General features: G+C 59.2%; 27 protein-coding genes. 21 read left to right on the plus strand and 6 right to left on the minus strand.

Annotation, left to right across the window (positions count from 1 at the left end; all coding sequences use genetic code 11):
- Window positions 1-26: 26 nt before the first annotated feature.
- From NH398_RS08575 to NH398_RS08590, 4 genes are all read left to right on the plus strand, one after another.
- Window positions 27-233 carry a cold-shock protein gene (locus tag NH398_RS08575; protein WP_054641278.1) on the plus strand — a complete coding sequence of 69 codons (207 nt, stop codon included), beginning with the start codon at window positions 27-29 and terminating at the stop codon, window positions 231-233.
- Between the two features lie 295 nt (window positions 234-528).
- Complete coding sequence (locus tag NH398_RS08580) at window positions 529-2298, plus strand: SLC13 family permease (protein ID WP_253017860.1); 1770 nt, start codon at window positions 529-531, stop codon at window positions 2296-2298.
- Window positions 2299-2370: 72 nt separating this feature from the next.
- Complete coding sequence (locus NH398_RS08585; RefSeq protein WP_253017861.1) at window positions 2371-3036, plus strand: dienelactone hydrolase family protein; 666 nt, start codon at window positions 2371-2373, stop codon at window positions 3034-3036.
- A complete protein-coding gene (locus NH398_RS08590; RefSeq protein WP_253017862.1) occupies window positions 3037-4032 on the plus strand; it encodes a YihY/virulence factor BrkB family protein in 996 nt (331 codons plus the stop codon). It abuts the gene before it with no gap.
- Between the two features lie 77 nt (window positions 4033-4109).
- Here the strand turns inward: NH398_RS08590 and NH398_RS08595 are convergent, their stop codons facing one another.
- Window positions 4110-5519 carry a PhoH family protein gene (locus NH398_RS08595; protein ID WP_159342903.1) on the minus strand — a complete coding sequence of 470 codons (1410 nt, stop codon included), beginning with the start codon at window positions 5517-5519 and terminating at the stop codon, window positions 4110-4112.
- A 214-nt stretch (window positions 5520-5733) separates the two neighbouring features.
- Entirely contained in the window at window positions 5734-6603 is an 870-nt protein-coding gene (locus NH398_RS08600; RefSeq protein WP_290441453.1) for a LysR family transcriptional regulator, read from the minus strand.
- A gap of 117 nt (window positions 6604-6720) precedes the next feature.
- Here NH398_RS08600 and NH398_RS08605 point away from each other — a divergent pair, with 117 nt between their 5' ends.
- Window positions 6721-7584: a cation diffusion facilitator family transporter gene (locus tag NH398_RS08605; protein ID WP_253017867.1), complete on the plus strand. Its 864-nt coding sequence runs from the start codon at window positions 6721-6723 to the stop codon at window positions 7582-7584.
- Between the two features lie 104 nt (window positions 7585-7688).
- On the plus strand, window positions 7689-7958 hold the full coding sequence (locus NH398_RS08610; RefSeq protein WP_253017869.1) for a hypothetical protein: 270 nt from the start codon (window positions 7689-7691) through the stop codon (window positions 7956-7958).
- 57 nt (window positions 7959-8015) lie between these two features.
- Here NH398_RS08610 and NH398_RS08615 read toward each other — a convergent pair whose 3' ends face one another.
- Entirely contained in the window at window positions 8016-8204 is a 189-nt protein-coding gene (locus tag NH398_RS08615; protein ID WP_139526597.1) for a DUF3008 family protein, read from the minus strand.
- Window positions 8205-8311: 107 nt separating this feature from the next.
- On the opposite strand from NH398_RS08615, the gene ybaK reads away from it, so the two are divergent.
- From ybaK to NH398_RS08645, 6 genes are all read left to right on the plus strand, one after another.
- Window positions 8312-8779, plus strand: a complete 468-nt coding sequence (gene ybaK, locus NH398_RS08620) for a Cys-tRNA(Pro) deacylase (protein ID WP_253017871.1) — start codon at window positions 8312-8314, stop codon at window positions 8777-8779.
- Between the two features lie 108 nt (window positions 8780-8887).
- Complete coding sequence (gene dbpA, locus NH398_RS08625; protein ID WP_253017873.1) at window positions 8888-10285, plus strand: ATP-dependent RNA helicase DbpA; 1398 nt, start codon at window positions 8888-8890, stop codon at window positions 10283-10285.
- Between the two features lie 48 nt (window positions 10286-10333).
- Window positions 10334-11191 carry a PA4780 family RIO1-like protein kinase gene (locus NH398_RS08630; protein WP_253017875.1) on the plus strand — a complete coding sequence of 286 codons (858 nt, stop codon included), beginning with the start codon at window positions 10334-10336 and terminating at the stop codon, window positions 11189-11191.
- Between the two features lie 98 nt (window positions 11192-11289).
- Entirely contained in the window at window positions 11290-12333 is a 1044-nt protein-coding gene (locus NH398_RS08635) for an AbrB family transcriptional regulator (RefSeq protein WP_253017882.1), read from the plus strand.
- A 67-nt stretch (window positions 12334-12400) separates the two neighbouring features.
- The gene (locus NH398_RS08640) at window positions 12401-14293 is read left to right on the plus strand and encodes an ABC transporter ATP-binding protein (RefSeq protein ID WP_290441435.1); all 1893 of its coding nucleotides are present in this window, start codon (window positions 12401-12403) and stop codon (window positions 14291-14293) included.
- Between the two features lie 45 nt (window positions 14294-14338).
- Window positions 14339-15346: an NAD(P)-dependent alcohol dehydrogenase gene (locus NH398_RS08645; RefSeq protein ID WP_159342895.1), complete on the plus strand. Its 1008-nt coding sequence runs from the start codon at window positions 14339-14341 to the stop codon at window positions 15344-15346.
- A gap of 101 nt (window positions 15347-15447) precedes the next feature.
- Here the strand turns inward: NH398_RS08645 and NH398_RS08650 are convergent, their stop codons facing one another.
- Window positions 15448-15714 carry a hypothetical protein gene (locus NH398_RS08650; RefSeq protein ID WP_159342894.1) on the minus strand — a complete coding sequence of 89 codons (267 nt, stop codon included), beginning with the start codon at window positions 15712-15714 and terminating at the stop codon, window positions 15448-15450.
- Between the two features lie 137 nt (window positions 15715-15851).
- Between NH398_RS08650 and NH398_RS08655 the strand changes: the two genes are divergently transcribed.
- Genes NH398_RS08655 through NH398_RS08665 form a run of 3 tightly spaced genes read left to right on the plus strand, consistent with a single transcriptional unit; the run spans window position 15852 to window position 18622 of the window.
- Window positions 15852-17030 carry a hypothetical protein gene (locus NH398_RS08655; protein WP_159342893.1) on the plus strand — a complete coding sequence of 393 codons (1179 nt, stop codon included), beginning with the start codon at window positions 15852-15854 and terminating at the stop codon, window positions 17028-17030.
- A gap of 9 nt (window positions 17031-17039) precedes the next feature.
- Window positions 17040-17867, plus strand: coding sequence for a mechanosensitive ion channel domain-containing protein (locus NH398_RS08660; protein ID WP_159342892.1), 828 nt, complete (start codon window positions 17040-17042; stop codon window positions 17865-17867).
- Complete coding sequence (locus NH398_RS08665; RefSeq protein ID WP_253017883.1) at window positions 17867-18622, plus strand: DUF429 domain-containing protein; 756 nt, start codon at window positions 17867-17869, stop codon at window positions 18620-18622. Before NH398_RS08660 ends, NH398_RS08665 begins: the two co-directional genes overlap by 1 nt.
- 4 nt (window positions 18623-18626) lie before the next feature.
- On the opposite strand, the gene NH398_RS08670 is transcribed toward NH398_RS08665, so the two are convergent.
- On the minus strand, window positions 18627-19358 hold the full coding sequence (locus NH398_RS08670) for a YebC/PmpR family DNA-binding transcriptional regulator (protein WP_159342890.1): 732 nt from the start codon (window positions 19356-19358) through the stop codon (window positions 18627-18629).
- Window positions 19359-19590: 232 nt separating this feature from the next.
- Between NH398_RS08670 and NH398_RS08675 the strand changes: the two genes are divergently transcribed.
- Together NH398_RS08675 and NH398_RS08680 are read left to right on the plus strand one after the other, a co-directional pair.
- On the plus strand, window positions 19591-20208 hold the full coding sequence (locus NH398_RS08675; RefSeq protein WP_159342889.1) for a LysE family translocator: 618 nt from the start codon (window positions 19591-19593) through the stop codon (window positions 20206-20208).
- Between the two features lie 76 nt (window positions 20209-20284).
- Window positions 20285-20770 (plus strand): glutathione peroxidase, encoded by a 486-nt coding sequence (locus NH398_RS08680; RefSeq protein WP_159342888.1) that lies wholly within the window; start codon window positions 20285-20287, stop codon window positions 20768-20770.
- Window positions 20771-20788: 18 nt separating this feature from the next.
- Here the strand turns inward: NH398_RS08680 and NH398_RS08685 are convergent, their stop codons facing one another.
- Complete coding sequence (locus NH398_RS08685; protein ID WP_159342887.1) at window positions 20789-21172, minus strand: hypothetical protein; 384 nt, start codon at window positions 21170-21172, stop codon at window positions 20789-20791.
- A 161-nt stretch (window positions 21173-21333) separates the two neighbouring features.
- Here NH398_RS08685 and fabV point away from each other — a divergent pair, with 161 nt between their 5' ends.
- The 4 genes from fabV to NH398_RS08705 all read left to right on the plus strand — a co-directional run bounded on the left by fabV (window position 21334) and on the right by NH398_RS08705 (window position 25082).
- A complete protein-coding gene (gene fabV / locus NH398_RS08690) occupies window positions 21334-22539 on the plus strand; it encodes an enoyl-ACP reductase FabV (RefSeq protein WP_159342886.1) in 1206 nt (401 codons plus the stop codon).
- Window positions 22540-22607: 68 nt separating this feature from the next.
- Complete coding sequence (locus NH398_RS08695) at window positions 22608-22823, plus strand: hypothetical protein (RefSeq protein ID WP_253017884.1); 216 nt, start codon at window positions 22608-22610, stop codon at window positions 22821-22823.
- A gap of 283 nt (window positions 22824-23106) precedes the next feature.
- Window positions 23107-23952 (plus strand): PRC-barrel domain-containing protein, encoded by an 846-nt coding sequence (locus NH398_RS08700; protein ID WP_253017885.1) that lies wholly within the window; start codon window positions 23107-23109, stop codon window positions 23950-23952.
- A gap of 155 nt (window positions 23953-24107) precedes the next feature.
- A complete protein-coding gene (locus tag NH398_RS08705) occupies window positions 24108-25082 on the plus strand; it encodes a GlxA family transcriptional regulator (RefSeq protein ID WP_253017886.1) in 975 nt (324 codons plus the stop codon).

Consider the following 25082-nt stretch of genomic DNA (forward strand, 5'->3'; position numbering starts at 1 on the left):
ATTAAGCTAAATCGAGGATTTCGATCATGGCAACTGGTACCGTTAAGTGGTTTAACGACACTAAAGGCTTCGGCTTCATTTCTCCGGACGACAACGGCGACGACCTGTTCGCGCACTTCTCCGAAATTCAAGCTGACGGCTTCAAAACTCTGCAAGACGGCCAGAAGGTTTCCTTCGACGTCACTCAGGGTAAAAAAGGCCTTCAGGCTTCCAACATCAAAGTTCTGGGTTAATTCAGCTTGATGTTTGCCGCTAGCACTCGATGCTAGCGCGCTAGAAAAACCCCGCCTTGCGCGGGGTTTTTTGTTTGTGGATTATTATCTGACTCACACCTCACACCTCACACCTCACACCTCACACCTCACACCTCACACCTCACACCTCACACCTCACACCTCACACGCATATTCTTTTTTGTTCTGACTGTGTTTCTAAAAATAACTTTTTAGAATATCTGCTAGGCGGCACAATGCCCTTCATATTGTTCGGTTATGTCAGTTGAGTGGGCTTGAGAAAGGATGTGGGGTTATGTCGCTGGATGCTTGGATTGCAATAGGGGTCGTGCTGACGATTTTTCCGCTGATGGCGCTCTCTCGCCTCGGTCCGGACATCATTTTAATGGGCGCAGTAGTGGTGTTAATGACACTGGGCGTCATCGATCCTCAACAGGCGCTGGGTGGATTTTCCAATAGCGGCCTGTTTACCGTCGCGTTCATGTACGTGCTGGTGGCTAGTATTCGTGAGACTGGCGGTATCGATCTGATCATTCGCTACGTGTTGGGGCGTCCATCGAGTGAACGCGGCGCGCTGACACGTCTATTGTTACCCGTAGCGTCGCTCAGCGGCTTTCTCAATAACACCCCGGTGGTGGCGACCTATATTCCCGCCGTTTTGAGTTGGAGCCGCCGTTTGCGGCTTTCCCCACAGCGTTTGCTCATGCCGCTGAGCTTTGCCTCTATTTTAGGCGGTACTATCACGCTATTTGGTACCAGCACTAACCTGGTAGTGCATGGGCTACTGATCGAGCGCTACCCTGATTTGGCCATGGGGCTTTTCGACTTGGCGAGGGTAGGCATTCCGGTCGCGGTCGCGGGCTTGGCATACCTGATTTTCCTTGGCCCGCGTTTATTGCCCGCCCGTGGCGGCACGGCTAAAGCCTTTGCCAACCCACGCGAGTTCACGATCGAAATGGAAGTCGACCCGGCAGGGGTGCTGGTAGACCGCACGGTCGAAGAGGCGGGGCTGCGCCATTTGCAGGAACTGTTCCTTGTAGAGATTGAGCGTGCCGGTAACGTGGTCAGTGTAGTTGGACCAGGGGAGCAGCTCAAAGGCGGGGATCGTTTGGTGTTCGTGGGTACCTCGGATGCCGCTGTGGAGCTTCAGCAGATCCGTGGGCTGATCCCTTCTCGGGATGGCGCTTCTAGCTTAGAAAAAGAGTTCAAAGAGCGCCGTTTGGTCGAGGCGGTGGTCTCCAATCAATGCCAGTTTATTGGTCAACGGATTCGTGACGGTCGATTTAGAACGCTATACGGCGCGGCCGTGCTGGCGATTTGTCGCGGCGGCGAGCGCGTGAGAGGGAACCTCGGCCAAGTGCGCTTGCAGCCTGCCGATGTATTGCTATTGGAGGCACGCCCGCCGTTCATCGAGCGCCACCGGCAGTCGAAAGATTTCTTATTGATCAGCGAACTCAACGGCTCGGCGCGGCCCATTCATGAAAAGGCGCCGCTGGCGTGGGGAATTTTAATAGGTGCGGTGCTGCTGGCGGCGTTGGGCGTGCTGAGCATGCTCAATGCCGCCATGCTGGGCGCGGCCATGGCACTGTTGACCGGCTGTTGTACGGTGGGCGCCGCCAAGCGCGGGCTAGACACCCAAGTGCTTTTGACCATCGCCGCTTCGTTTGGGGTGGGGGCAGCGTTACAGTCGTCAGGTGCTGCGGATGCCATGGCAGGCAGCGTGCTATCGCTGGTGGCGGGCAGCCCGTGGCTGCTGCTGGTGGGAACTTACTGCGTCGTGGCGCTGCTTACGGAGTTAGTGACCAACAACGCGGCGGCGGTGATCATCTTTCCGGTGGTTATGGCGGCCGCAGAAAGCCTCGGCGTCAGCCCCATGCCTTACGTAGTCGCGGTGATGTTTGCTGCGTCGGCCAGCTTTCTTACCCCGATTGGCTATCAAACCAACTTAATGGTGCACGGCCCCGGTGGTTATCGCATCACTGATTTTCTCCGCGTCGGCGGCGGCTTGAACGTGCTGACGGGGGGGATTGCCGTGAGCCTGATTCCTTGGGTATGGCCGTTCTAAGCCGCTAATGACTCGCTCCCCGCGCTGCTTTACGCTAGGGTGGCGCTTTTCATATCAGCAAGGACATAGCCCATGACAGCCCCAGGCGAACTGATTATTGAACCGAAAAATGGTCAACCCGCCGATGCGTGTGTGTTCATCATTCACGGCTTAGGTGCCGATGGGCACGATTTCGAGCCGCTAGTGCCTGCCTTGGCGCTGCCGGACAGCGTCAACGTGCGCTTCATCATGCCCCATGCCCCGCGCCTACCGGTGACCATCAACGGCGGCATGGTGATGCCCGCTTGGTACGACATCCTGGCGATGGACTTGGGGCGTCGGGTCGATGAGGTGCAGCTGAAAAAATCCGCCGAGCGTATTCAGGCGCTGATCCAAGAGCAGATCGAACAAGGCATGGATAGTCAGCGCATCATCGTGGCGGGTTTTTCCCAGGGCGGGGCAGTGGCGTATCAGGCCGCGCTGTCGTTTCCTCAGCCGCTGGGTGGGCTGTTGGCGATGTCGACCTACTTTGCCACCGCCGACAGCATCGAGCCTGCTGAGGCGAACCGTCAGGTGCCGATCGACGTTCATCACGGTAACTTCGACCCCATCGTGCCCGAAACCCTAGGTCGTAGTGGCGTCGAGCGTTTGAAGGCCATGGGATATAACGTCAACTATCGCCAGTACCCGATGGCCCATGCGCTCTGCCCGCAGCAGGTCAACGATATCGGCAAGTGGCTGAGCGAGCGGTTGGGCTAAATGGATAGCCACCGTCGAGGTCGTGCCGCCGACGTGCCCAGCGATATCCCGCGGCGGGGCTGGCACGATATTGCCTGGCGCGTTGTGCGTGCGGCTCGCCGGGATCGAATCACCATGTTTGCCGCAGGGGTGGCGTTTTACGCGCTGCTGGCGCTGTTTCCAACCATTGCGGCGGTGATCTCGGTGTGGGGGCTGCTGTTCGATCCGGTGGAGGCGGGGCGTCAGCTCTACACGATCAGCCGTTTCATGCCACCGGATGCGGCCAATTTGATCGATCAACAGGCGCAGGAAGTGGTCGAGAGCACCGAAGCGGGTAACGTCATGACCGCGTTGGCGGGGCTACTCATTGCCATGTTCATTGCCTCGAAAGCCGTTTCGGTGCTGGTGATCGGTCTCAATGCGGTATACGGCGAGCAGGAAAAGCGCTCGCTGCTCTACCGGGGCGTGGTGCTGGTGTCGCTGACCCTGGGCTTGATTGGCATGACGTTGGTCTCGTTGGGGTTCATCGCTATCGTGCCTGCCATGGTGGATAGGCTCATGATCGACCCCCCCTTGGATCGCGTGCTGCAATGGCTGCGCTGGCCGGCCCTGTTGGTGTTGATGAGCCTACTGATCGCGCTGCTCTACCGCTTCGCGCCTTATCGGCGCTCACCGCAGTGGCGCTGGCTGAGTTACGGCACCCTGTTTGCGACGCTGATGTGGTTGCTAGGCTCTGGCGCGCTGTCACTCTATGTGCGCTACTTTTCGACGTTTAGCGAGCTGTACGGCTCGATAGGGGCGGTCGTGGCGCTGATGCTGTGGTTTTGGCTCTCGGCATTCGTCGTGCTGTTCGGAGCGGAGCTCAATAGCGAAATGGAGCGCCAAACCTGCCATGACACCACCGTGGGCGAAGCGCGCCCGCTAGGTGATCGCGAGGCGTTTGCTGCCGATACCATCGGCGTCGAGAACCCCTGGAACAGCGACAATGCTGCAAAACGGCAGCCGCCGTGCGATTGAAGACAAAGGAGAGCCGCCCAGCGAGCTGGGCGGGGTAGAGTAGCGAGAGAAGGGTAACGAGAGAAGCGCAAAGAGCGCTACAGCAGCTCTTCGGCCGCCAGGGCCAAGCGGGAGCGCTCGACGCTTTTCAAAGTGATATGCCCGGCGTGAGGCCAATCTCTGAACCGCTCGACCACGGCGGCCATGCCGCAGGTATTGGCGGTGAGGTAGGGCGTATCGATCTGCCCGACGTTGCCCAAGCAAACGATCTTGGTATTGCGCCCTGCACGAGTGACCAACGACTTTAGCTGTTTAGGGGTGAAGTTTTGCGCCTCGTCGATGATCAAGAAGGTATCGTTCAGGGTGCGCCCGCGCATAAAGCTCGGTGAGCGGATTTGTACCCGTGAACCAATTAGCTGTCGTGTGGCACCGTTGTCCCACGTCGACTCTCCCTCTTCGTTGCGCAGCAGGTTATCCATGTTGTCGTGGAAGGCGCCCATCCACGGTGACATTTTCTCCTCCTCGGTACCTGGCAAGAAACCAATGTCCTCGCCCATGGGAATCGGCGCGCGGGTGAAGACGATACGCTCGAAGCGCTTGGCGTCCAGGGTTTGCTGGAAAGCCGCCGCCAGGGTCATGAAGGTTTTACCGGTGCCCGCATTACCGGCAATGGTGACGAGGTCGATCTCAGGGTCCATCAGCAGGTTGAGGGTAAAGTTCTGACGGCTGTCGTGGGCGTGCACGCCCCACACCCCTGCGTGGTGGCGATAGTTGGTGAGTAGCTGCAGCCGCGCAGAAGAGGATGACAGCTCCCGCACGATGGCCTCGAACTCGGCGCCGTTCTCGCTATCGGAGACCAGCATGCCCACGTGCCAGTCGCGAGGCATTTGGCCACTGAGCTGATAGAAAGTGTGATGGCCCACGCGCTCGACGGTGACGTCGACATTCAGCGCTTCCCATAGCGAAGCGCCGTCATGCCCTGCCTGGCTGTATACCTGCGCGCCCTCGATCATCGCATCGCTATCGGAGAAGGCGCGGTCGTTGAGGTAATCCTCTACCGGTACTTTCAGCGCGGCGGCTTTGACCCGCAGGTTAATGTCTTTCGTAATCAGAATGACCGAGGCATCCGGGCGTTCGTCACGCAAACGGCAGGTTTCTGCCAGGATTCGGTTGTCGGGACTATCGTCTAACGAGTCGAAGGGCTTGAGGTCGTTGTAGCACAGAAAGTGCAGGCGGCCGGACTCTCCGCTGATGCGGGGGATGGGAATGCCTTGCTGTATTTCGTCGAACGTCACTTGGCTGGTGAGATCGGACAGGGTGCGGCTGATTTGCCGTGCCGTACGGGCGATTTCGCGGATGCCGTTCTTGTGCTTGTCCAGCTCTTCGAGCACGGTCATGGGGATGACCACATCATGCTCATCGAAATGGTAGAGCGCGGCGGGGTCGTGGATCAGGACATTCGTGTCTAGGACGTACAGCCTAGTCGCTTTCTTATCGAGTCGTACCATCGCGGAAACTACTCCTTGGTTGACGGCAACATCGACACTGGCAGATGCACTTTACGCTTAGATGACACTTGCCTGTGTCGGTTCTCTAGCGTGTCCTTTGGGCTCCTTCAATGGCCTGTTTTTTTACAGCGTGGCGGGCAATTGCTTTTTTCGCCACTGCTAAATTTCAACGCTGCTCATGCGCGGTGCTCCGCTTTTCGACTGAGAGGAGCGCTCAGCGTGTGGTGCCTAAAAAACGGATGACGTTGGTTAGCAGCGCCGTGGCGACCACGCCGAGACTCTCGCCTTCCACGTAACGGTAGTAGTGACTTTCCAGCAGCAGGTCGTGGTTGAGCGCACACAGACTGTGGCTGGCCAATGCCTCTTTGACGAGCGGGTAGGGAAGCAGGGCCCAGCCGGTGCCATTGATCACTGCATCGCGAATCACCTCGAACATGGTCAGGCCAAGATAGTTGGTGGAAAACAGCGCTTCGCTCACCAGTTTGTCGCCCTGATCGAAGGTCAGGCATACCTGGGTGTACTGGGCCAAATCATCTTTGGTGACGTTCGGCAGGCGGCTGAGTGGATGGCTTGGCGCCGCGACCAGGCTCATGCTCACAGGCGCCAGGTTGCTGGCATTCACCGCCGCCCCTTCGGCGGTATACAGCCCAAAGGCGATATCCACCGTTTGACGCAGCACGAACTGGGCGTGCTCTTGGGGGGGCAGCAGGTACACCGAAATAGCGGTGAGTGGGTAGCGCTGTTTCAGGTCGTGCATGACCTGTCGCCAAAATGCCTCGGGCAGCGCGTCGTCCCGCGCGATGCAAAGCTGACTCTCCACGCCTTGTAAGTGTTGCTGGCAGTGCTTATTGATGCGGTTGGCACTGGTCAGCAGGCGATAGCAGTCGGGCAGCACGCTTTCCCCCACGGCCGTGAGCTGAAGGCTGTTCCCCGAACGCTCGAAGAGTGCCACGCCCAGGCTATCTTCCAGCGCATTGACGGCGGCGCTTAGCGTGCTGCGCTTCATGCCGGTGTGCCGTGCGGCGGCGGCAAACGACCCTTGCTCCGTGACATCGATAAACGCCTGGACTTGTTCTGCGCGCATGATGGTCCCTTGATCAACGTGCTTAGTGCCAAAATAGTTGGCGCTGAGCGACTGGTGAAGCGTCAGTGTACTCACTATGATGGCCTGCGTTTACCACTCTTTACTGGAGCAACCCGCGTGACCCCCTTTGTCGCCGAGCGCCGTGCGCTGAGATTTTCCGCCATTTCCGCTAGCCTGTTTGCCTTTACCGGGCTTGCCTTGGGCCTTGCGAGTGGCTCGATAACGATACTCTTCGATAGTGGCTATTCGCTATTAAGTTTAGTGCTGGCATCGCTCTCTCTGTTTGCGCTGCAGCAGGCCCGCAAACCGGCGGATGATCACTACCCCTTTGGGCGGCTGACGGTCGAACCGCTGGCCGTGCTGCTCAAAGGCGTGGTGATTGGGCTGGTGTGTTTGTTTTCATTGGTCTCAGCAATCTGGAGTTTGGCGCAAGGAGGGCGTCTGGTCACGTTGGACTTGGCGCTGATGTTTGGCGTGGTCAACGTGACCGGTTGTTTGCTCACTTGGTGGTGGCTGACCCGCTATGCCAAGGTAGCGCAGTCCTCGCTACTGGCCGCAGAGCTTCGCCAGTGGCAGATGGATACCTGGCTAAGTGCCGCCGTCATGCTGGGCTTTGCCCTTACTTGGGGGTTAACCCTCTCGCCCTGGGCGCACTTGGCGCGTTTTGCCGACCCGGTGATGGTGCTGATCATTGCCGGTTACTTCCTGCCCATGCCCATTCGGATGGTCAAAGGAGCGCTGCGTGAGCTGATGTTTGGCGAACCGGTAGGCAGCGTCCGCCAAGAAGTGGTGCAAGAAGTGGCGGATTTCGATATCGCCGACGACGATGTGCGCCTTGCCCAGGTAGGCAGCTTCTTGATGGTCGACATTCAGCTCGATAAGCAGCAGATCGATGACGCAGAAGAGATCGTCGAGAGCGTCGAGCAGCACTGTAAGCTGCGTAATTTGCGCCCGGTGACGAGCATTACGCTGGTCACGTAATGCTTGCATTGAAAAAGTGTTGACGCTGTCGAAGGTGTGGTGATATTTAGCGCTACCGACAACTGGTGTCGGCCTAACACTGCACTTTTGAGGGTTGCAAAAACATGCCACTGCGCCGCTGTTTGCCCGTGCTGCTGGTCACCGCTTTGGTGGCTGGCTGCGCAAGTTCTACCATTGCCCCACGTTACACCACTGAAAATCCGGACGTCATGCGGATCGGCGGAGAGCGCCCCATCAGCGCGGACCCGCGTACCGAAAACGCCGGTTCGTTCTGCCTGGAAACCACCGAGCGTTGGAACGAACATGGCCGCACGCCGGATGGCCAAACGCTGTGGGCGAAAGATACGCTGCGCCGCGTGGTGCCTTGCCAATAATTGGCTGACATAGGTTCACGCAAGCTGCGCCAGCGCAAGCCGCTGGCGCAGCATCGATCAATCGTCCTCTTTCTTTTGCGGTTTGCCCTTACGCTGGGTACCCGCCATCTCTTCCAACTCCTCTTCGCTCATCGAGTCATACATCTCTTTCGAAGCGTCATATAGCTCGCTCGGCTTGGTCTCACCGCGTTTGGCGGAAAGGGCCGCGCCAGCGGCTTTCTGCTGTGCTTTAGAGGTGGCTTTCATTTAACGACTCCTGTCAGTTGACTTCCATGAGGTCCTCACGCTATTAAGCCTAGCAGTGGGAAGTGATGTTTTCAGATAGGCTGACGCGTTTAACTTAAGAGAACTCCATGACACCGGCGATTAACAGCGCAAGGCATGCAGGTATTGCGTTTCAACTCCATGAGTATCAGCACGATGCCGCCGCCCCGTCCTACGGGCTGGAAGCGGCGGACAAACTTGGCGTGACGGCCGAGCAAGTGTTCAAAACCCTCGTCGTTAGCTTGGATGGCAAGCAGTTGGCCGTTGGTATCGTCCCCGTGAATAGCCAGTTGGGGCTGAAGCTGATCGCCAAAGCCGCTGGCGCTAAAAAGGCCGTGATGGCCGCACCGGATGTCGTCGAGCGTACCACCGGCTACGTGCTGGGCGGTGTGAGCCCGCTGGGCCAAAAAAAGCGCCTGCCTACCTTTATAGATGCGTCGGCGCAGGCGTGGTCGACGCTATACGTGAGCGCCGGGCGGCGTGGGTTGGAAATCGAGCTCTCGCCGGAGGACCTTGCCGCACTCAGCCAAGGGCGATTCGCAGCGCTCTCTGCGTAGGCACGACGCGTCAGGATCAGCGCGTGGCAAAGCAGGGGGTGGCACTTTCTGGTATGGTGCTTCACATTATCGGTTTGCTGGGCATCACGCCCCCTTCAGGAATTTTTCGTGTCAGATACCTCGTTTGCCTCTCTTGCCCTCTCGCCCGCGCTGCTGAGCACGCTCGACTCCCTGGGCTATCACGCGATGACGCCCGTTCAAGCACAAAGCCTGCCACCCATGCTGGTGGGACGCGATGTGATGGCCCAGGCCAAAACGGGGTCAGGCAAGACCGCCGCCTTTGGCTTGGCGCTTCTTTCCCAGTTGCGCCTCGAGGCGTTTAGCGTCCAGGGTTTGGTCCTGTGTCCCACCCGTGAACTGGCCGACCAAGTGGCGGAAGAGCTGCGCCGTCTAGCCCGTGGGATGCCCAACGTGAAAGTGCTCACACTCTGCGGCGGCGCCCCGTTTGGCCCGCAGCTCGCATCGCTGGAGCACGGCGCCCACATCGTGGTGGGCACGCCGGGCCGGGTGGATGAGCATCTGCGCAAGGGTTCGCTCACCCTTGGGTCACTCACCACGCTGGTGCTGGATGAAGCGGACCGCATGCTAGACATGGGTTTTCAGGTCACCATCGACGATATCATTGCCGATACGCCTGCCGACCGCCAAACGCTGCTTTTTAGCGCGACATTCCCCGATGAGCAGGCCTCCGGCGGTCTCGCAGCCATGACGCGTGGCGTCATGCGCGATCCGGTCAGCGTTAAAGTCGCAGAGACCCATGACGCGACGACCATCGAGCAGCACTTTTACCGTGTGTCTCATGACGACGACCGTTTTGCTGCATTGACCGAGCTGCTGCTCGCCACGCGGCCTACCACCAGCGTGGTGTTCTGTAACACCAAGCGAGAAACCCAGGCGGTAGCCGATGGTTTGGTCGACGCGGGCTTCAGCGCCGTCGCTTTGCACGGCGATCTCGAGCAGAAAGACCGCGACCGGCTGCTGGTGCTGTTTGCCAACCAGAGCGCATCGATTTTGGTCGCCACCGATGTCGCCGCCCGCGGGCTGGACATTGCCCAGCTGGACGCCGTCTTCAATTACCAAATCGCCCGCGAGCTGGACGTCCACGTTCATCGGGTAGGCCGAACGGGGCGCGCCGGGGCCAGCGGTATCGCCTGTACCCTGGTGACACCGCAGGAAGATTATCGACTCGAACGCCTCGCTGAGCTGCTGGGCGAGCCGCTTTCGACCGAGCCGCTGCCGACAGCGGCTAACGGCACACCGTTCGAGGCTCCCATGGCTACGCTACAGTTGGCGGGTGGTAAAAAGGATAAGCTGCGCCCAGGCGATATTCTGGGAGCATTGACCAGCGAAGGCGGCTTGCGCGGGGATCAGGTGGGCAAAATCAAAGTGCTGGCCCGAAGTGCATACGTCGCGGTCGAGCGCAGCGTCGTCCAGAAAGCTCAGGCCAAGCTGGAGCGGGATAAACTCAAAGGGCGCGCTTTCCGCGTGCGACGCATTCGCCATTGACGCCCCCCACGACGGGGTCGTTACCAGAAGGAGCCTTCGCAGCAAGCTATGAAAACACCCAAACGATTACAGCCCTTGGTCGATGATGGCCTGATCGATGAGGTGCTGATGCAGTTGATGAGCGGCAAGGAAGCGCAGGTGTATGTGGTGCGCTGCGGCGACGACACGCGCTGTGCCAAAGTCTTCAAAGAGGCCAAGCAACGCAGTTTCAAACAGGCGGTGCAGTACCAAGAGGGGCGTAAAGAGCGCAACAGCCGCCGGGCCCGTGCCATGGCCAAGAAAACTCGCTACGGCCAGAAAGAGCAGGAGCAGGCGTGGCTCACCGCCGAGGTGGACGCGCTGTACCGCCTAGCTGCCGCCGATGTGCGTGTACCTAAGCCGTACGGTTTCGTGGATGGCGTGCTGCTGATGGAGATGATCACCGATGCCGAAGGCGACGTGGCACCGCGCTTGGACGATGTCACCCTGACCGAAGAGCAGGCGCTGCGCTATCACGCCAAAGTGATTCAAGACGTGGTGAAAATGCTTTGCGCGGGTCTGATTCACGGTGACCTATCTGAGTTCAACGTGCTCGTCGATGCCGATGGCCCGGTCATTATCGACTTGCCCCAAGCGGTCGATGCGGCCGGTAATAACAGCGCCGCCGCCATGCTGGAGCGCGATGTCGATAACATGCGCGCTTATTTTGGTCGCTTTGCTCCCGAGCTGCTCACTACTCACTACGGTAAGGAGATGTGGGCGCTCTATGAAGCGGGTGAGCTGCACCCCGATAGCCAACTCACCGGCCACTTCGAGTTTGATAGCCACATTGCCAACGTGGATGAGCTGATGGAAGTCATCGACGACGCCAAAGAAGAAGAGGCCGAGCGCCAAGCGCGAATGCGTGATGACGACGACGAGGATTAACCCCAATAGTGATAAACTGAGGCAACGCTTAGCAGAGTAAGTAGTTGGATGAAACGACTCTGCCATACCGCATAGCCGAAAGATCACCGGAGGGGAGTGTGAAGGGCAGCCGTTTCAGTGCAGGGAGAGCCAAAGCGCTTGTCTTATCGCTCAGTGTTGGTGCAGCAGGCGGTGTGCTGTTTCACATTATGGGGCTGCCGCTGGCCTGGATGCTTGGCCCCTTGGTGGCGAACCTGCTGGTGTCTGCCAAAGGCGTGAAGGTTGAAGTGCCTGAATCGCTGCGCAGCGTGTTTTTAGCGGTGATGGGCATGGTCCTCGGCAGCCAAGTCACGCCTGAGCTGGCCCACCGGGTGCTGGATTGGCCCGTTTCGGCCATACTGCTGTTGGCGGGGGTCGCGGCGTCAACCGCCGTGGCGTCAGCCTGGTACCGCCGCTGCGGTTTCGACTCGGTCAGCGCTTGGTTTGGTGCCTCGCCGGGCGCCATGACCGCGATGATCCTACTGGGTGAACGATGCGGCGGCGACCCGCAGCGCATTGCCATTGCCCAGTCGCTGCGTATCGTGCTGGTGATCCTCTTTCTACCGCCGCTGTTTTGGGCATTCGAAGGGGGAGAAGGCACGCTGGGTCCGACAGCGTCAGCACTTACCGATGGCTGGTTGTTGCTGGCTATTCCACTGTTGCTGCCGCTAGGGAAATGGCTACGCCTGCCAAGCCCCGCGCTGCTCGCTCCCTTGTTAGCCACCGCGCTACTCTCCGGGCTGGATATTGCTAGCCTCGCCTTGCCAAGCTGGGGTATGAACCTGATGCTCTGGGTGCTGGGCAGCGCCATTGGTTCGCGCTTTCAAGGCATGACGCGGCGGCTCTTGGGGCGCTATCTTTGGCAATCCGGAGTGGCGACGCTGTTGGCCCTCATCGTGCTGGCCGTGTTTGCCGAACTGATCCACCAAACCGTGGGTGTGGGGCGCGATGTGGCGCTTTTGGCGCTGGCCCCTGGCGGTATTGGCGAAATGGCGATACTTGCCGTCGCGCTCAACATCGATCCCGTGTTCGTGGCGTTTCATCACCTGCTGCGGATGGTCACCCTGATGATTGTCGCTCCCTTCTGGGCCCGCTGGTTAATGCGTCATCATCCTGACGCCTGACATCGCGATCATTATGTAAACATTCCTACGCTGTACTCCCTTTTATCGCGTCTTGTAAGGACTTTCCATGCTGTCACGTCTGCTCTCGCCGCTGTTCCGTTTCTTTGAGGAGCGCGTCAACCCTTATCCAGAGGGTGAGGTCACCACACCGCCCAAAGGGCTGTTGCCTTTCATTTGGCACTTTTCCCGCCCGGTATGGCCGTGGCTGTTAGTGATGTCGCTGATAACGGCGGTAGTGTCTGCTGCAGAGGTGGTGTTCTTTAGCTATATGGGCGATTTGGTGGATTGGCTGGGCGGCGTTGAGCGCGCCGATTTTTGGGCCAACCACGGGCTGTGGCTGGCGGGCCTTGGTTTGTTAGTGGTAGTGGGCCTGCCGCTATTGGTGCTGCTGCAGTCGCTGGTCACTCACCAGAGCATTTTTGGTAACTACCCGATGATTGGCCGCTGGCTCTCTCATCGCCATATGCTCAGCCAGAGCCTGGCATTCTATCAGGATGAGTTTGCCGGGCGGGTATCGCAAAAAGTGATGCAAACTGCGCTGGCCGTGCGGGAAACCGTCACGAAAGTGATGGATCTGCTGGTCTACGCCATCGTCTATTTTACAGGGGCGGCCATCTTGCTAGGCCGCGCCGATCCATGGCTGCTGCTGCCGCTAGGGCTTTGGCTGATCGGTTACTTGGGGATCATGCGCTTTTTCGTACCGCGCCTGCGGGATGTTTCCATGGCCCAGGCGGATGCGCGCGCGCAAATGACCGGTCGCGTGGTGGATAGCTACAGCAATATCCAGACTATCAAGCTATTTGCCGACACTCAGCGCGAAGAGCGCTACGCCAAAGATGCTATGGAGGGCTTTATGGTCACCGTGCATCGCCAGATGCGTTTGGTCACGGTGATGAGCGTCTGCTTGACGCTGCTTAATACGCTGCTGCTGGTCGGCACGGCAGGCATGGCGATTGCAGCGTGGTACATGGAGGCGATCTCTCTGGGTGTGCTGGCCATCGCCATTGCCCTGGTGATGCGGATCCGCTTCATGTCCGACTGGATTTTATGGGAAGTGGCCGGGCTGTTTGAAAACATCGGCACGGTGCAGGATGGCATGAACACCATCGCCCAGGAGCCGACGGTGAAAGACGCGCCCAACGCCAAAGCGCTGACCGTGCCCAACGGCGAGATCGTCTTCGACACACTGCGCTTCCAGTATGCCCAAGCAAAAGGGGAGAGCAAAAACGTGTTCGATGGGCTGAGCCTCACCATCAAGCCCGGCGAGAAAATAGGCCTGATTGGCCGCTCCGGGGCGGGAAAATCGACCCTGGCGAACCTGCTGCTGCGCTTTTACGACTTGCAGGGCGGGCGCATTTTGATCGACGGCCAAAACATAGCCGAGGTCACCCAGACCTCGCTGCGCCACCAGATCGGCATGGTGACCCAAGATACCTCGCTGCTGCACCGCTCGCTGCGGGACAACATCCGCTACGGCAGCCCGAATGCCAGCGATGCGGATGTCTGGCAGGCGGTGTGCCGCGCCCATGCTGATACCTTCATCAACGACCTAGTCGACCCCAAAGGGCGGCGAGGTTTGGATGCTCATGTGGGTGAGCGGGGTGTGAAGCTCTCAGGCGGCCAGCGCCAGCGCATTGCCATCGCCCGGGTGCTGCTCAAAGACGCCCCCATCCTGGTGTTGGATGAAGCCACCTCGGCGCTGGATTCCGAAGTCGAAGCGGCGATTCAAGAGCAGTTGGATGCCTTGATGGAGGGCAAAACCGTGATTGCCATCGCCCATCGGCTCTCTACCATTGCCATGCTAGACCGTTTGATTGTGGTGGATGAAGGGCGCATGGTGGAGAGCGGCACTCATCAGGAATTGCTGGCCCGAAACGGCATCTACGCAGGCCTATGGCAGCGTCAGTCGGGCGGCTTTTTGGGCAACGACCTTGATCCTGATGACAACGCCCCCATCTGAGACTAGACCGGTCGCCTAGTAAGGGCGCGTTAACAGGAGAGAGTGATGCAAGCGATTGAGCTTCAACAACCCGGCGGTTTAGATAAATTGAACGTTGTCGACGTGGCAGCCCCAGGGGAGCCAGGCCCCGGCGAGATCAAAGTGCGCCTGCACGCCAGCTCACTGAACTTCCACGACTACGCGGTCGTGGCGGGGATGATTCCCACCGATGATAAGCGCATCCCAATGTCCGACGGTGCGGGCGTGGTGGAAGCCGTTGGCGAAGGTGTGGAAGAGTTTGCCGTGGGCGATGCGGTCGTCTCGACTTTCTTCCCTTACTGGCTGGAAGGCCCGGCGCGCGTAGGCGACTTCACCACCACCCCAGGCGATGGCGTCGATGGCTATGCCCGCGAGCAGGTGATTCGCCCGGCTGAGTGGTTTACTCGCCAGCCGCAAGGCTACAGCCATGCCGAGTCCGCCACGTTGACGACCGCAGGCCTAACCGCCTGGCGCGCGCTAGTAGTAGACGGCGGCTTGAAGGCTGGCGATACCGTGCTGGTACTCGGCACCGGCGGTGTGTCTATCTTCGCCTTACAGTTTGCCAAACTGATGGGCGCTCGGGTGATCGGCACGTCTTCGTCTAATGAAAAGCTGGAACGCCTGCGCACGCTAGGCGCGGATCACACCATCAACTACCGTGAGACCCCGGAGTGGGGCAAAGCCGTGCAAGCGCTCACCCATGGCGAAGGTGTGGATCACGTGGTTGAAGTGGGTGGCCCAGGCACGCTGCCGCAATCCATCGATGCGGTGAAGATTGGCGGGCATATCTCACTGATTGGTGTGCTCACCGGCCGTGAAGGTGAGATTCCGACGGCTAAGCTGATGGCAAAACAGGCTAAATTGCAGGGGCTTATCGTAGGCAGCCGTCGTCATCAGATCGAGATGATCCAAGCGATCGAAGCGGCGAAGCTCAAACCGATCATCGACCGTGAATTCCCGCTCAGCGAGATCGCCGATGCGTTTCGTCATCAAGAGTCAGGCAAGCACTTTGGTAAGATCTGCCTGACCTATTGAGCGAAGCGCGACGCTTTGCACAATGAGTAAAAAAAGCAACGAGTCAAAGGCGCGTCTGCCAAAAGCAGGCGCGCTTTTTTTGCCATGAGGGGGAGGCTACGTTACTCCCCCAGTCGGCTGTAGACCACGCCTTTGACTTCCAGCTCCCAAATATCGTCGTAGGGCACGGTCACGCCATCCATATCCCCTGGGTCACCGGTACTGTTTTTGATGACGGTTTCAGGAATGACTTTTACCCCCATCACACCGACATGCTGGATACGGCCGCTGAATCGATTCCCTTCCTGCTCAATGAGCACCCGCTCGCCCGCAATGCACTTTGCAAGCTTCTCGTGAAGCTCCGCCATCGTGACATTCACCACGCTCATCGTTGCCTCCTGCACATCGCTCAAAGGGGAGTTGCTTGGCTATAACGACTTTATTCTAGCCGATAAGTTCGACTAGCCCCGAGGGCAGCGCCTCAGGCATGCTAACCTTAATCTACTTTACCGAACCGAGGCAGACGATGGCGCAAGGCTCAACGAACGCGGCGTTATCGCCATGGAACGTGGTGGCACTGGACACCTTTCACACCCCCGAACGCACCCAGGCCAGCCAGTGGCGGCGTAGCTGGCGAGCAGCCACGACTTGGATGATCGGCCGCGAGGCCTCCGAGCGCCAAGCCAAGCAGGAGAGCGAACTGCGCGCGCTGCCGGAGGTCAAGCTGGCCCACTGGGCACCCAGTATCGATTGGACGCCTGCTGCCCACCGTTTGGAGCAGGCACTACGCGCCTATGAAGAAACGCCCGTCGTGCTGTTCATCTCACCGCCCCACGGTGGGCACGAAGCGGTAGTGAGCCACTGGGCCGCGCAGCAAGGTATCGAGTGCCTCACGGCTCCTACGCTGTCCGAGCTGGTCGACGGGCGCTTGGCCTGGGTCGATCATGCCACGCCACTCAAACGCTGGGCCATCCCAGCGCTGGAGCGTCACTTTCTGCGACATACCAACGGCCTTCAGGGCGTGCGTGAACTGGTCGAACGCGCTCTGAGCGGGCGTCTGGGCATGAGCGTGATCGGCTGTGATAGCTGGACGTATGCCTACTTGCAGCACGCCGTCGGCCTCGAGGGCGTACCGGTATTGACCCTGCAAGGGCTCGAAGGCGAGCAGTTAGCCCACTACTTCTCCCACCGCGTGACCCAAACGGCGGGAGCATGTCCGACGGTATATAGCACGCGGACCGGGAAACCGATTCTATCGAGCGAAAGCGATAGTAAGGCCGTCTTCAAAGAACTGCAGCGGCTGGCAGCGCACTGCCGCGGACATTTGGGAATTGCGTGGCACTACTGGCGAGAGCGACTGCGGGAGCCGTCGGAGGCGAATACCTCCGACGACGCGCCAGAGACGCGCAGCAACGCGCAAGAGCTATGGCTACTCGATGCCCTAGCCGATGCCGAGCTTCCGGCAGATACCGGCGACTTAGCCACGCTGCTACTGCACACGCTGCTGATTCACGGCGGGCTTGAAGACCAAGCCCTGAAGCACGTGCTGCCGTTTTCCGATCACGAAGCGCTGAACGCACGTTTTGCGCTGGCGCGGCGTGGCATTCTCAGCCGTCAGCAGGGGCGTTGGCAGGTCGCACCGTTGAGCTATGCCAGCGTACGGCAACTGCTAGAGTCGCGTAATTATCTGGTAGACCCGCTTTAAGGAGCGTAGATGGACGATCAAGGGCAGTACGCCAAACTGTTTAACGAGATGGACAGTCAAGCGCTGATCACGCTGGGCATCATTTTAGGTAGTACGATCTTGTTGATCATTGCCAGTCAGCGTGGTCTCAACTGGCTGGCCAATCGGCTGCATGGTCAAGTGCGCTTCCGCGTCTTTGCACTGGTACCGCTGACGCGGCTGATCATTCTGATCGTTGCGCTGGCCATCGCCGTCCCGATCATCATTGAGCCGTCGCTACGCAATATGGTCACTCTGCTGGGTGCCATTGGCTTGGCCATTGGCTTTGCGCTGAAAGATTATGTGAGCAGCCTTATCGCTGGGGTCGTCTCGGCGGTGGAGCTGCCTTATCGCCCCGGCGACTGGGTCAATATCGAAGGCACGTACGGTGAGGTGAAACACGTTGGCATGCGCACGGTGGAAGTGCAGACTCCCGATGATGACTTGGTCGCCGTACCACACTTGAAGCTGTGGGATTCGGCGATCTATAACGCCAATAACGGTGGCACCAGCCTTCAGTGCGTGGCGAGTTTTTATCTACACCCCGAGCACGAGGCGGGTTGGGTGCGCAAAGCGCTGCGCGATGTCGCGCTGACCAGCGCTTATTTGAAGTTCGACGAGCCGATTGTCGTGGTCGCCGAAGAGAAACCCTGGGGAACTCACTACCGTATTCGCGCGTATCCGGTAGACCCGCGTCAGCAGTTTCTCTTCATTACCGATTTGACGGTGCGTGGCAAGGCGGTACTGAGTGCGGCAGGCGTCACTCCCGCGCTGCTACCGCCCGATGCGGCACTCGATGCCAAAGGCGCGGCCAGCTAATGACGACGACCACCCTATATCTTGGATGGGATGTGGGCGGCTGGAACTGCGACCACAATCCCGCCAGCCGCGATGCGCTGGTCGTACTGGACGAGTCGCTAACCTTGCTGGGCACGCCCTGGCGGGGCAATCTACGCCAAACGCTCAACGACGCGAGCTCGACTCGTGACCTGTTGAATCGCTTGTTGGCGCTGTGCCAAATCACGGCCAGTGGCCAAGAACGGGTCGTCATGGCCATCGACACGCCCTTGGCGTTTCCCCAAGCACTGCTGGCCCTCGCTCAGGGTCAGCCCGTCGATGCCCTGGGCCGCTCGCAGGACAATCCCTACCTGTATCGCCAAACGGAGCGTTGGCTCTTTGCTCGTGGGGTGACGCCGCTCTCTCCGATCAAGGACATGATTGGTAGCCAGGCCACCAAGGGCATGCACGTGCTGGCGCGCTTTGCGCCCCATCGCGTGCAGTGCGGCCAGTGGACGAGCGAGCAGGGGGAGCTGTTGGCTGTCGAGGGGTATCCGTCGCCGGCGAAACGCTCGGTAGCGTTTGCCGCGTTGCTAGAGAGGGTTCGCGCACCCGAGGCCGTCGTTACCCTGCTGCATCAGCCAACGCCGAAGCAGCAGGATAGCCAGGACGCCTGCTTTTGTGCCCTGCTTGCCTGGAGTCTCGAGCAGGCGCCTGCGCAGATTGCGTGGCCGCCGGCAGAGATGCCAGCGGCGGAAGGGTGGATCTTCGTGCCGAGGGATGCGTTGAGCGACTAGCGGCTCAAGCCTCGTCTTCCGGCAGTTCCGCGTTATGGAAGACGTTCTGGACGTCGTCCAGCTCGTTGAGCATGCCCAGAAACTTTTCAAACATCGCCACGTCGTCGCCTTCGATGGGCGTGGTGGTTTGTGGCAAGAACTGGATTTCGTCGACCTCGAAGTCGATCTCACCCAGCGCATCCAACAGTGCCTGCTTGGCTTTGGCGTAGTCGGTATGCGGCGCAAAGACGGTGATGCGACCCTCTTCCTGTTCGATATCGGTCACGTCCACGTCGGCTTCCATCAGCGCTTCCAGTACGGTTTCTTCATCGCTACCAGCGAAAGAGAAGATCGCGCAGTGGTCGAACATGTGGCTCACGCTGCCCGGCGTGCCGATTTTGCTTTTGGTTTTGGTGAAGCAGCCGCGCACGTCGCCAAAGGTGCGGTTGGGGTTATCGGTCAGGCAGTCGACGATCACCATGGCGTTGCCGGGGCCAAAGCCTTCGTAGCGCGCCGGGGAGAAATCTTCACCGCCTGCGCCGCTGGCTTTGTCCAGGGCCTTGTCGATCACGTGGGACGGCACCTGATCTTTCTTGGCGCGCTCCATCAATCCACGCAGCGCGAGGTTACCGTTGGGGTCCGTACCGCCAGCTTTGGCACAGACGTAGATTTCACGCCCATACTTGCTGTACACCTTGGTTTTCGCAGCGGCCGTTTTGGCCATGGATTCCTTACGGTTTTGAAACGCCCTACCCATATTGAAGTCCTTTATTAGCCATGAACCGCCTGCATGGCAGGCGTCATCGTGTTCAAAAAGGGGAAAATTTTACCCAACAGCGTACCATGCTAACAGCGTTATTTAAGCGTCTGACACGTTAATGCGGTGCTGCGAGGTGTTGCGGCCACTCCCGACGTTAGGACGAGCGCCGAAGAGGCCAGCGCTGGCGTATACTGGCACGCTTGTTCCATGACGTTTCAGGGAGGACACCATGCCGCTGACCCTTTGGCTTTCGCTGGCTGCCATTTGTGCGATGGGGGCCATGTCGCCCGGACCAAGCCTTGCGCTGGTGCTGCGCCACACCTTGGGAGGTGGCCGTGTGCCGGGCGTAACGGCAGCCATCTTCCATGCCCTGGGTGTCGGAGTTTACGCGTTGCTGACGGTCTTGGGATTAGGCGCGGTCATGGTGCGCTTTCCCGAACTGTTTCACATCATTACCTGGTGTGGCGCGGCCTATTTGGCGTGGTTGGGAGTCAAAGCGTTACGGGCGGGCCGAGGCGGCGCACTGTCGCCGAACGCTGTGGTCACCACGCCGCGCCAGGCAGCCAAAGAGGCCGTGTTGGTGGCACTGGGTAACCCAAAGCTGATCATCTTTTTCGTTGCGCTGTTAAGCCAGTTCGTCACGCCGGACATGAGTCTGCTGGCCAAGGCGATTATTGTCGCCACGGCTATTATGATTGATGGTGGCTGGTACGTGTTGGTGGCCGTTGGGTTGTCTCACTCGCGGGTGTTGCCCTGGCTGCAGCGCCGCGCCCACTGGATTAACCGCCTCACCGGTGTGCTGCTGATCGCGCTGGCGCTGCGGGTGGTGGCAGGGCCCATCATTTAATCTCCATGCTGGTGTCGTTACCGTTGCCGTGGCAAGGTAAGGCGCATGCTGGTAAAGGCATTCTAGAGGCCTGGCGATGACGATTTACGAGCAGGATTGTTATACCCACCAAGGTAAGCCGTTCAACCTTCGCGCGCTGCGCGGACAGGTGTTGCTGGTGGTCAATGTGGCCAGTCAGTGCGGTTTTACCCCCCAGTTGAAAGAGCTCGAAGGGCTTTACCAGCGGTACCGAGATCGCGGCTTTACCGTGCTGGGGTTCCCCTGTAACCAGTTTGGCCGTCAGTCTCCTGAAAGTGCCGAAGCGTTTTGCGCCTTTGGCGAGCAGCAGTTTGGCGTGAGCTTTCCGCTCATGGAGAAAGTGAAGGTCAACGGCAACGATGCCCATCCGCTGTTCGTTCAGCTCAAGCAAGAGGCGCCGGGGATCTTGGGAACCAAGGCCGTGAAGTGGAATTTCACCAAGTTCTTGGTGGGGCGCGATGGCAAGGTGGTGGCTCGTTTTGGCCCCAAAGATCGCGGGCTGACGCTGCGCTTGGCCCTGGAGGCCGCTCTGGACAAAGAGTAAGCCTCACGACGTGACGCGCTACACCTCACCTCGGGCGACCACCAGACGCTGCATCAGCTCGTTCCAACGGTGACGCACCATCATGGTCGTCAGCCCTGAAAAGAGTGCCCAGCTTTTGCGTCGCCAGCCGGTCAGCTTCATGTTGTGGCTCACGAGTTGCTTCATCAGTTTATAATCGTCGAACTTGCGCCACTCGCTGGCGACCGAGAGCTGGTGGCGCGACATGACCGGTGCCAGCTCTAGACGCAGCATCCACTCCAACTCCTTGAGCGACATCTGGTGCTGTTCGATCACTTCGATCATACGGGCGTAGTCGCGCTCGCTGGGTTCGCGATCAAGCCAGAGCGGGGCCAGGGCAAGCCACAGATCGCCTCGCTCATCGACTAGCTGCTGTGCATTCATCAAAGGTCTCGTCGGCAAGTGGTGGGCAGGCCGCTATCCTGCCGCGAATGGCGAAGAAGCTCAAGAGCGGACAGGGCGCGCCGAGACCGCTAGAATACCCCTCATTGGTAACTCGGCACTGCCGTGCCGAACGCAATACTCATCTGATGAAGGGGTCCAATGTGATCATTAAACCGAAAGTGCGTGGCTTTATCTGCACCACCACCCACCCGAAAGGCTGCGAGCAGAACGTTCTCGAGCAGATCGAAGCGACCCGCGCCCGTGGTTTGGATAAACGCCAAGGCCCGAAGAAAGTGCTGGTGATCGGTGCCTCTAGCGGTTACGGCCTAGCAGCGCGTATTACCGCCGCCTTTGGTTATGGCGCCGACACCTTGGGCGTGTTTTTCGAAAAGCCGGGCACCGAGAAAAAGCCGGGCACGGCGGGCTGGTACAACAGCGCGGCCTTCGATAAATTTGCCAAGCAGGAAGGTCTGTACAGCAAGTCCATCAACGGCGATGCGTTCTCCCACGAAGCGCGGGAAAAAGCCATCGAGCTGATCAAGCAGGACATGGGTGAGATTGATCTCGTGGTCTACTCCCTGGCGTCTCCCGTGCGCAAACTGCCTGACAGCGGTGAGCTGAAGCGCTCCAGCCTGAAGCCGATTGGTGAAACCTATCGCGCCACGGCGATCGATACCAACAAAGACGCCATCATCGAAGCCGAAGTGGAACCGGCCACCCAGCAAGAAATCGACGACACCATCACCGTGATGGGCGGCGAAGATTGGGAACTGTGGATGAGCGCTCTGGATGACGCGGGCGTGCTCGCCAAAGGCGCACGCAGCGTGGCCTTTAGCTACATCGGCACCGAAATTACCTGGCCGATCTACTGGCACGGTGCTCTGGGTAAAGCCAAAGAGGACCTGGACCGCGCAGCGTCCGCCATCGATGCCAAGCTCAAAGAGAGCGGCGGCGGTGCCAACGTGGCCGTGCTGAAATCCGTGGTGACCCAGGCGAGCGCCGCGATTCCGGTCATGCCGCTGTATATCGCCATGGTCTACCGCATCATGAAAGAGCAGGGCCTGCACGAAGGCACCATCGATCAGCTGAACCGCCTGTTCGGCGAAAGGCTTTACTCCGGTGAGCCCGGCGACATGGTCACCGACGACCAAGGCCGCCTGCGCCTGGACGACTGGGAACTGCGCGACGACGTTCAAAAAGCCTGCCAAGACCTGTGGCCGGAAGTCACGACGGACAACCTCTTCGACATTACCGACTATGCTGGTTACAAGCATGAGTTTTTGAAGCTGTTTGGCTTCGAGCGTAACGACGTGGATTACGACGCCGATGTGAACCCGGACGTGGAATTCGATGTCGTGACGTTATAAGGCGACGCGCGACGGGTAACGCTGGCCGCCGCGCTGTTGATCATCGACCGGACTGGATGAGGTGCCGTATGGATACCCGAGAGAGCAAAACCCCGGAAGAAGAGAAAGAGCACGTATTGAGCGAGCGCTTACCCGAAGATTTCGAAACCTCGCAACCTCAGCAGCAGCCAGAAGCGAAGAAATCCGCTAACGGGCTGCACAACATGCTGCCGCTGATCATCATAGTGATGGGGATCATCGTGGCGGGTATTGTCATGCTGGGAATGGGCAATAGCGGCGGCTGAGACGTCGTTGTTGCAGCGCATATCGCCGGGCCTGTGGCCCGGCGATATGCGTTTCAGGCCTTTGGTAGCGAACGTTCCATGGCGGTCACTAGGAGTGCCTGTGTTTAATGTTTGTCAGCTTTTGTGCCCATCTTCTGCTAAACGTCCGTTAATCTAGGTACAACGTAGTGGTTGTGTGCCGTTTCATCTTGCCTCGATGCGCCGTGCTTAACTAGTGTGCAACGTGTACTTCAGCACAAAGTGTGCTTTAGAAACGATGCACGTCAGTAAACGGAGAACGAGCATGAAACGGACAGCACTCGCAGTCGCCATGGGCACGGTATGCGCTAGCCTCTCAGGTATTGCCCTCGCGCAAAACGATGATCACACCGATCCTTCGACCACCCGAGACATGTCGCAACAGCGACAGAACGAAGTGGCCGAACAGCAGCGCCAAAACAGCCAAACCCCAGATGGCAACGAGACGATGGATGTCACGGTTGACCAAGCGCCTGCGGATGTTCAGGTGCAGCAGGAGTCGCCCAACATCACGGTCGAACAGTCAAAACCTGACGTCACCATCGAGCAGCCTAAGCCCGACGTGACCATTGAACAGCCCGAGCCGGAAGTGACGGTGGAAGAGGCGGAGCCGAACGTCACCGTTGAGCAGCGCGGCGAACCGGAGGTGACTATTGAGCAGGCTGACACTGCAGAGGTAGAGGTTAACCGGGATAACGAAGGGCGCGATCAAGAACAGCCGTCAGCGCAGCAGCAGAATCAGCAAGTCGTGCAGGAAGACGTTCAGCAAAGCGACCAGGGCAACTCGCTGATGGCGGAGCGCGCACGGGATCTTGAAGGCATGACCGTCGCTAATCAGCAGGGTGATGACGTAGGTGAAATCCAGCACATTGCCCGTCATCAAGAGAGCGGTGAGCTGTTTGCGATTGTCTCGATTGGCGGCATCTGGGGCTTCGGTGCTAGTGATGTAGCGCTGCCCGTGAAAGAGATGCAGCGCGAAGGGGATCGGCTCGTCGTCAATACCGACTACGGTAGCGAAGAGATCGAAGCGTCTGCCGATGAGTATCGCGAGAGCGATTACCAGATTATCGATAACCAAACGACGCTCTCAGACGCCGAAGAGAATGTCTAACCCGCACTCGCTATAGCCTTGCGACGCCTTTTTTGAGATAGCGACAGCAGGCGCTGCCTTCAGTGGCACAATTGGGTAAGATGTTGGTCACATCAACGACTCAGTTAGCCAGCGGCGGTTTTCATGCAGCGCGACAGGCAGCACAGCGAATTCACATGCATTCCAGTACGTTAACGCCACCCCCTAGCCACCGCAGGCGGGTGGCGTTCGTGTTGCTGCCGGGATTTTCGCTGTTGGCCCATGCCAGTGCCATCGAGCCGCTGCACATGGCCAACCAGCTGAGCGGCCAGATGCTGTATCACACCCTGACCCTCAGCCTGGATGAAGAGCCCGTGCGCAGCGGCGCGCAGCTTTCGCTCATCGCGCAGCACGCACTAGGGGTGCCCCTTGGCCCGCTGGATCTGCTGTTTGTTTGTGCGCCCACGCCGCTGCCTTATGCGCTGCCCGCGAAGCTCAACGAGTGGCTGCGGAGCCATCAGGGCCGTGGCGTTGCTATCGGCGGTTTGGCCGGAGGCACCGAGGTGCTCGCCCGCTGTGGTTTGTTGGAAGGCTACCGCGCTACCTTGCCTTGGCAGCGCTTCGATGCGTTTGCCCAAGCCTATCCCCAGGTGACGCTCTCCCAACAGCTGTTTGAAATTGATCGCGACCGCCTGACCTGCGCGGGCGGCACCGCTGCAATGGACATGATGCTCACGCTAATTGGCAAGCATCACGGCCCACGCTTGGCCGAGCAGGTCTCTGAGCAGTTCGTCTGCGACCGTATTCGCTTGGCCGATGAGCGCCAGCACGTGCCGTTGCGTAACCGTTTGGGCCACGCGCCCCAGAGCTTGGTAGATGCGGTGACTCTCATGGAAGCTAATATTGAAGAGCCGCTCTCGACGTTGGAACTGGCCGAGCATTTGGGGATCTCCCGGCGTCAGTTGGAGCGATTATTCAAGAAGTACCTGCAGGCGGTGCCCAGCCGCTACTACCTCGACCTGCGTTTGCAGGAAGCACGCAAACAGCTGCGTGAGAGCGACCGGGCCGTCGGTGATATTGCCTTTGCCACTGGGTTTTCTTCAGGGGCTCACTTCTCAACCGCCTATCGCCACCATTTCGGTATGACGCCGAGAGAGGAACGGCTCGGATAA

This window comes from Halomonas sp. CnH100-B, from assembly GCF_024124605.1.
Lineage (GTDB): Bacteria > Pseudomonadota > Gammaproteobacteria > Pseudomonadales > Halomonadaceae > Vreelandella.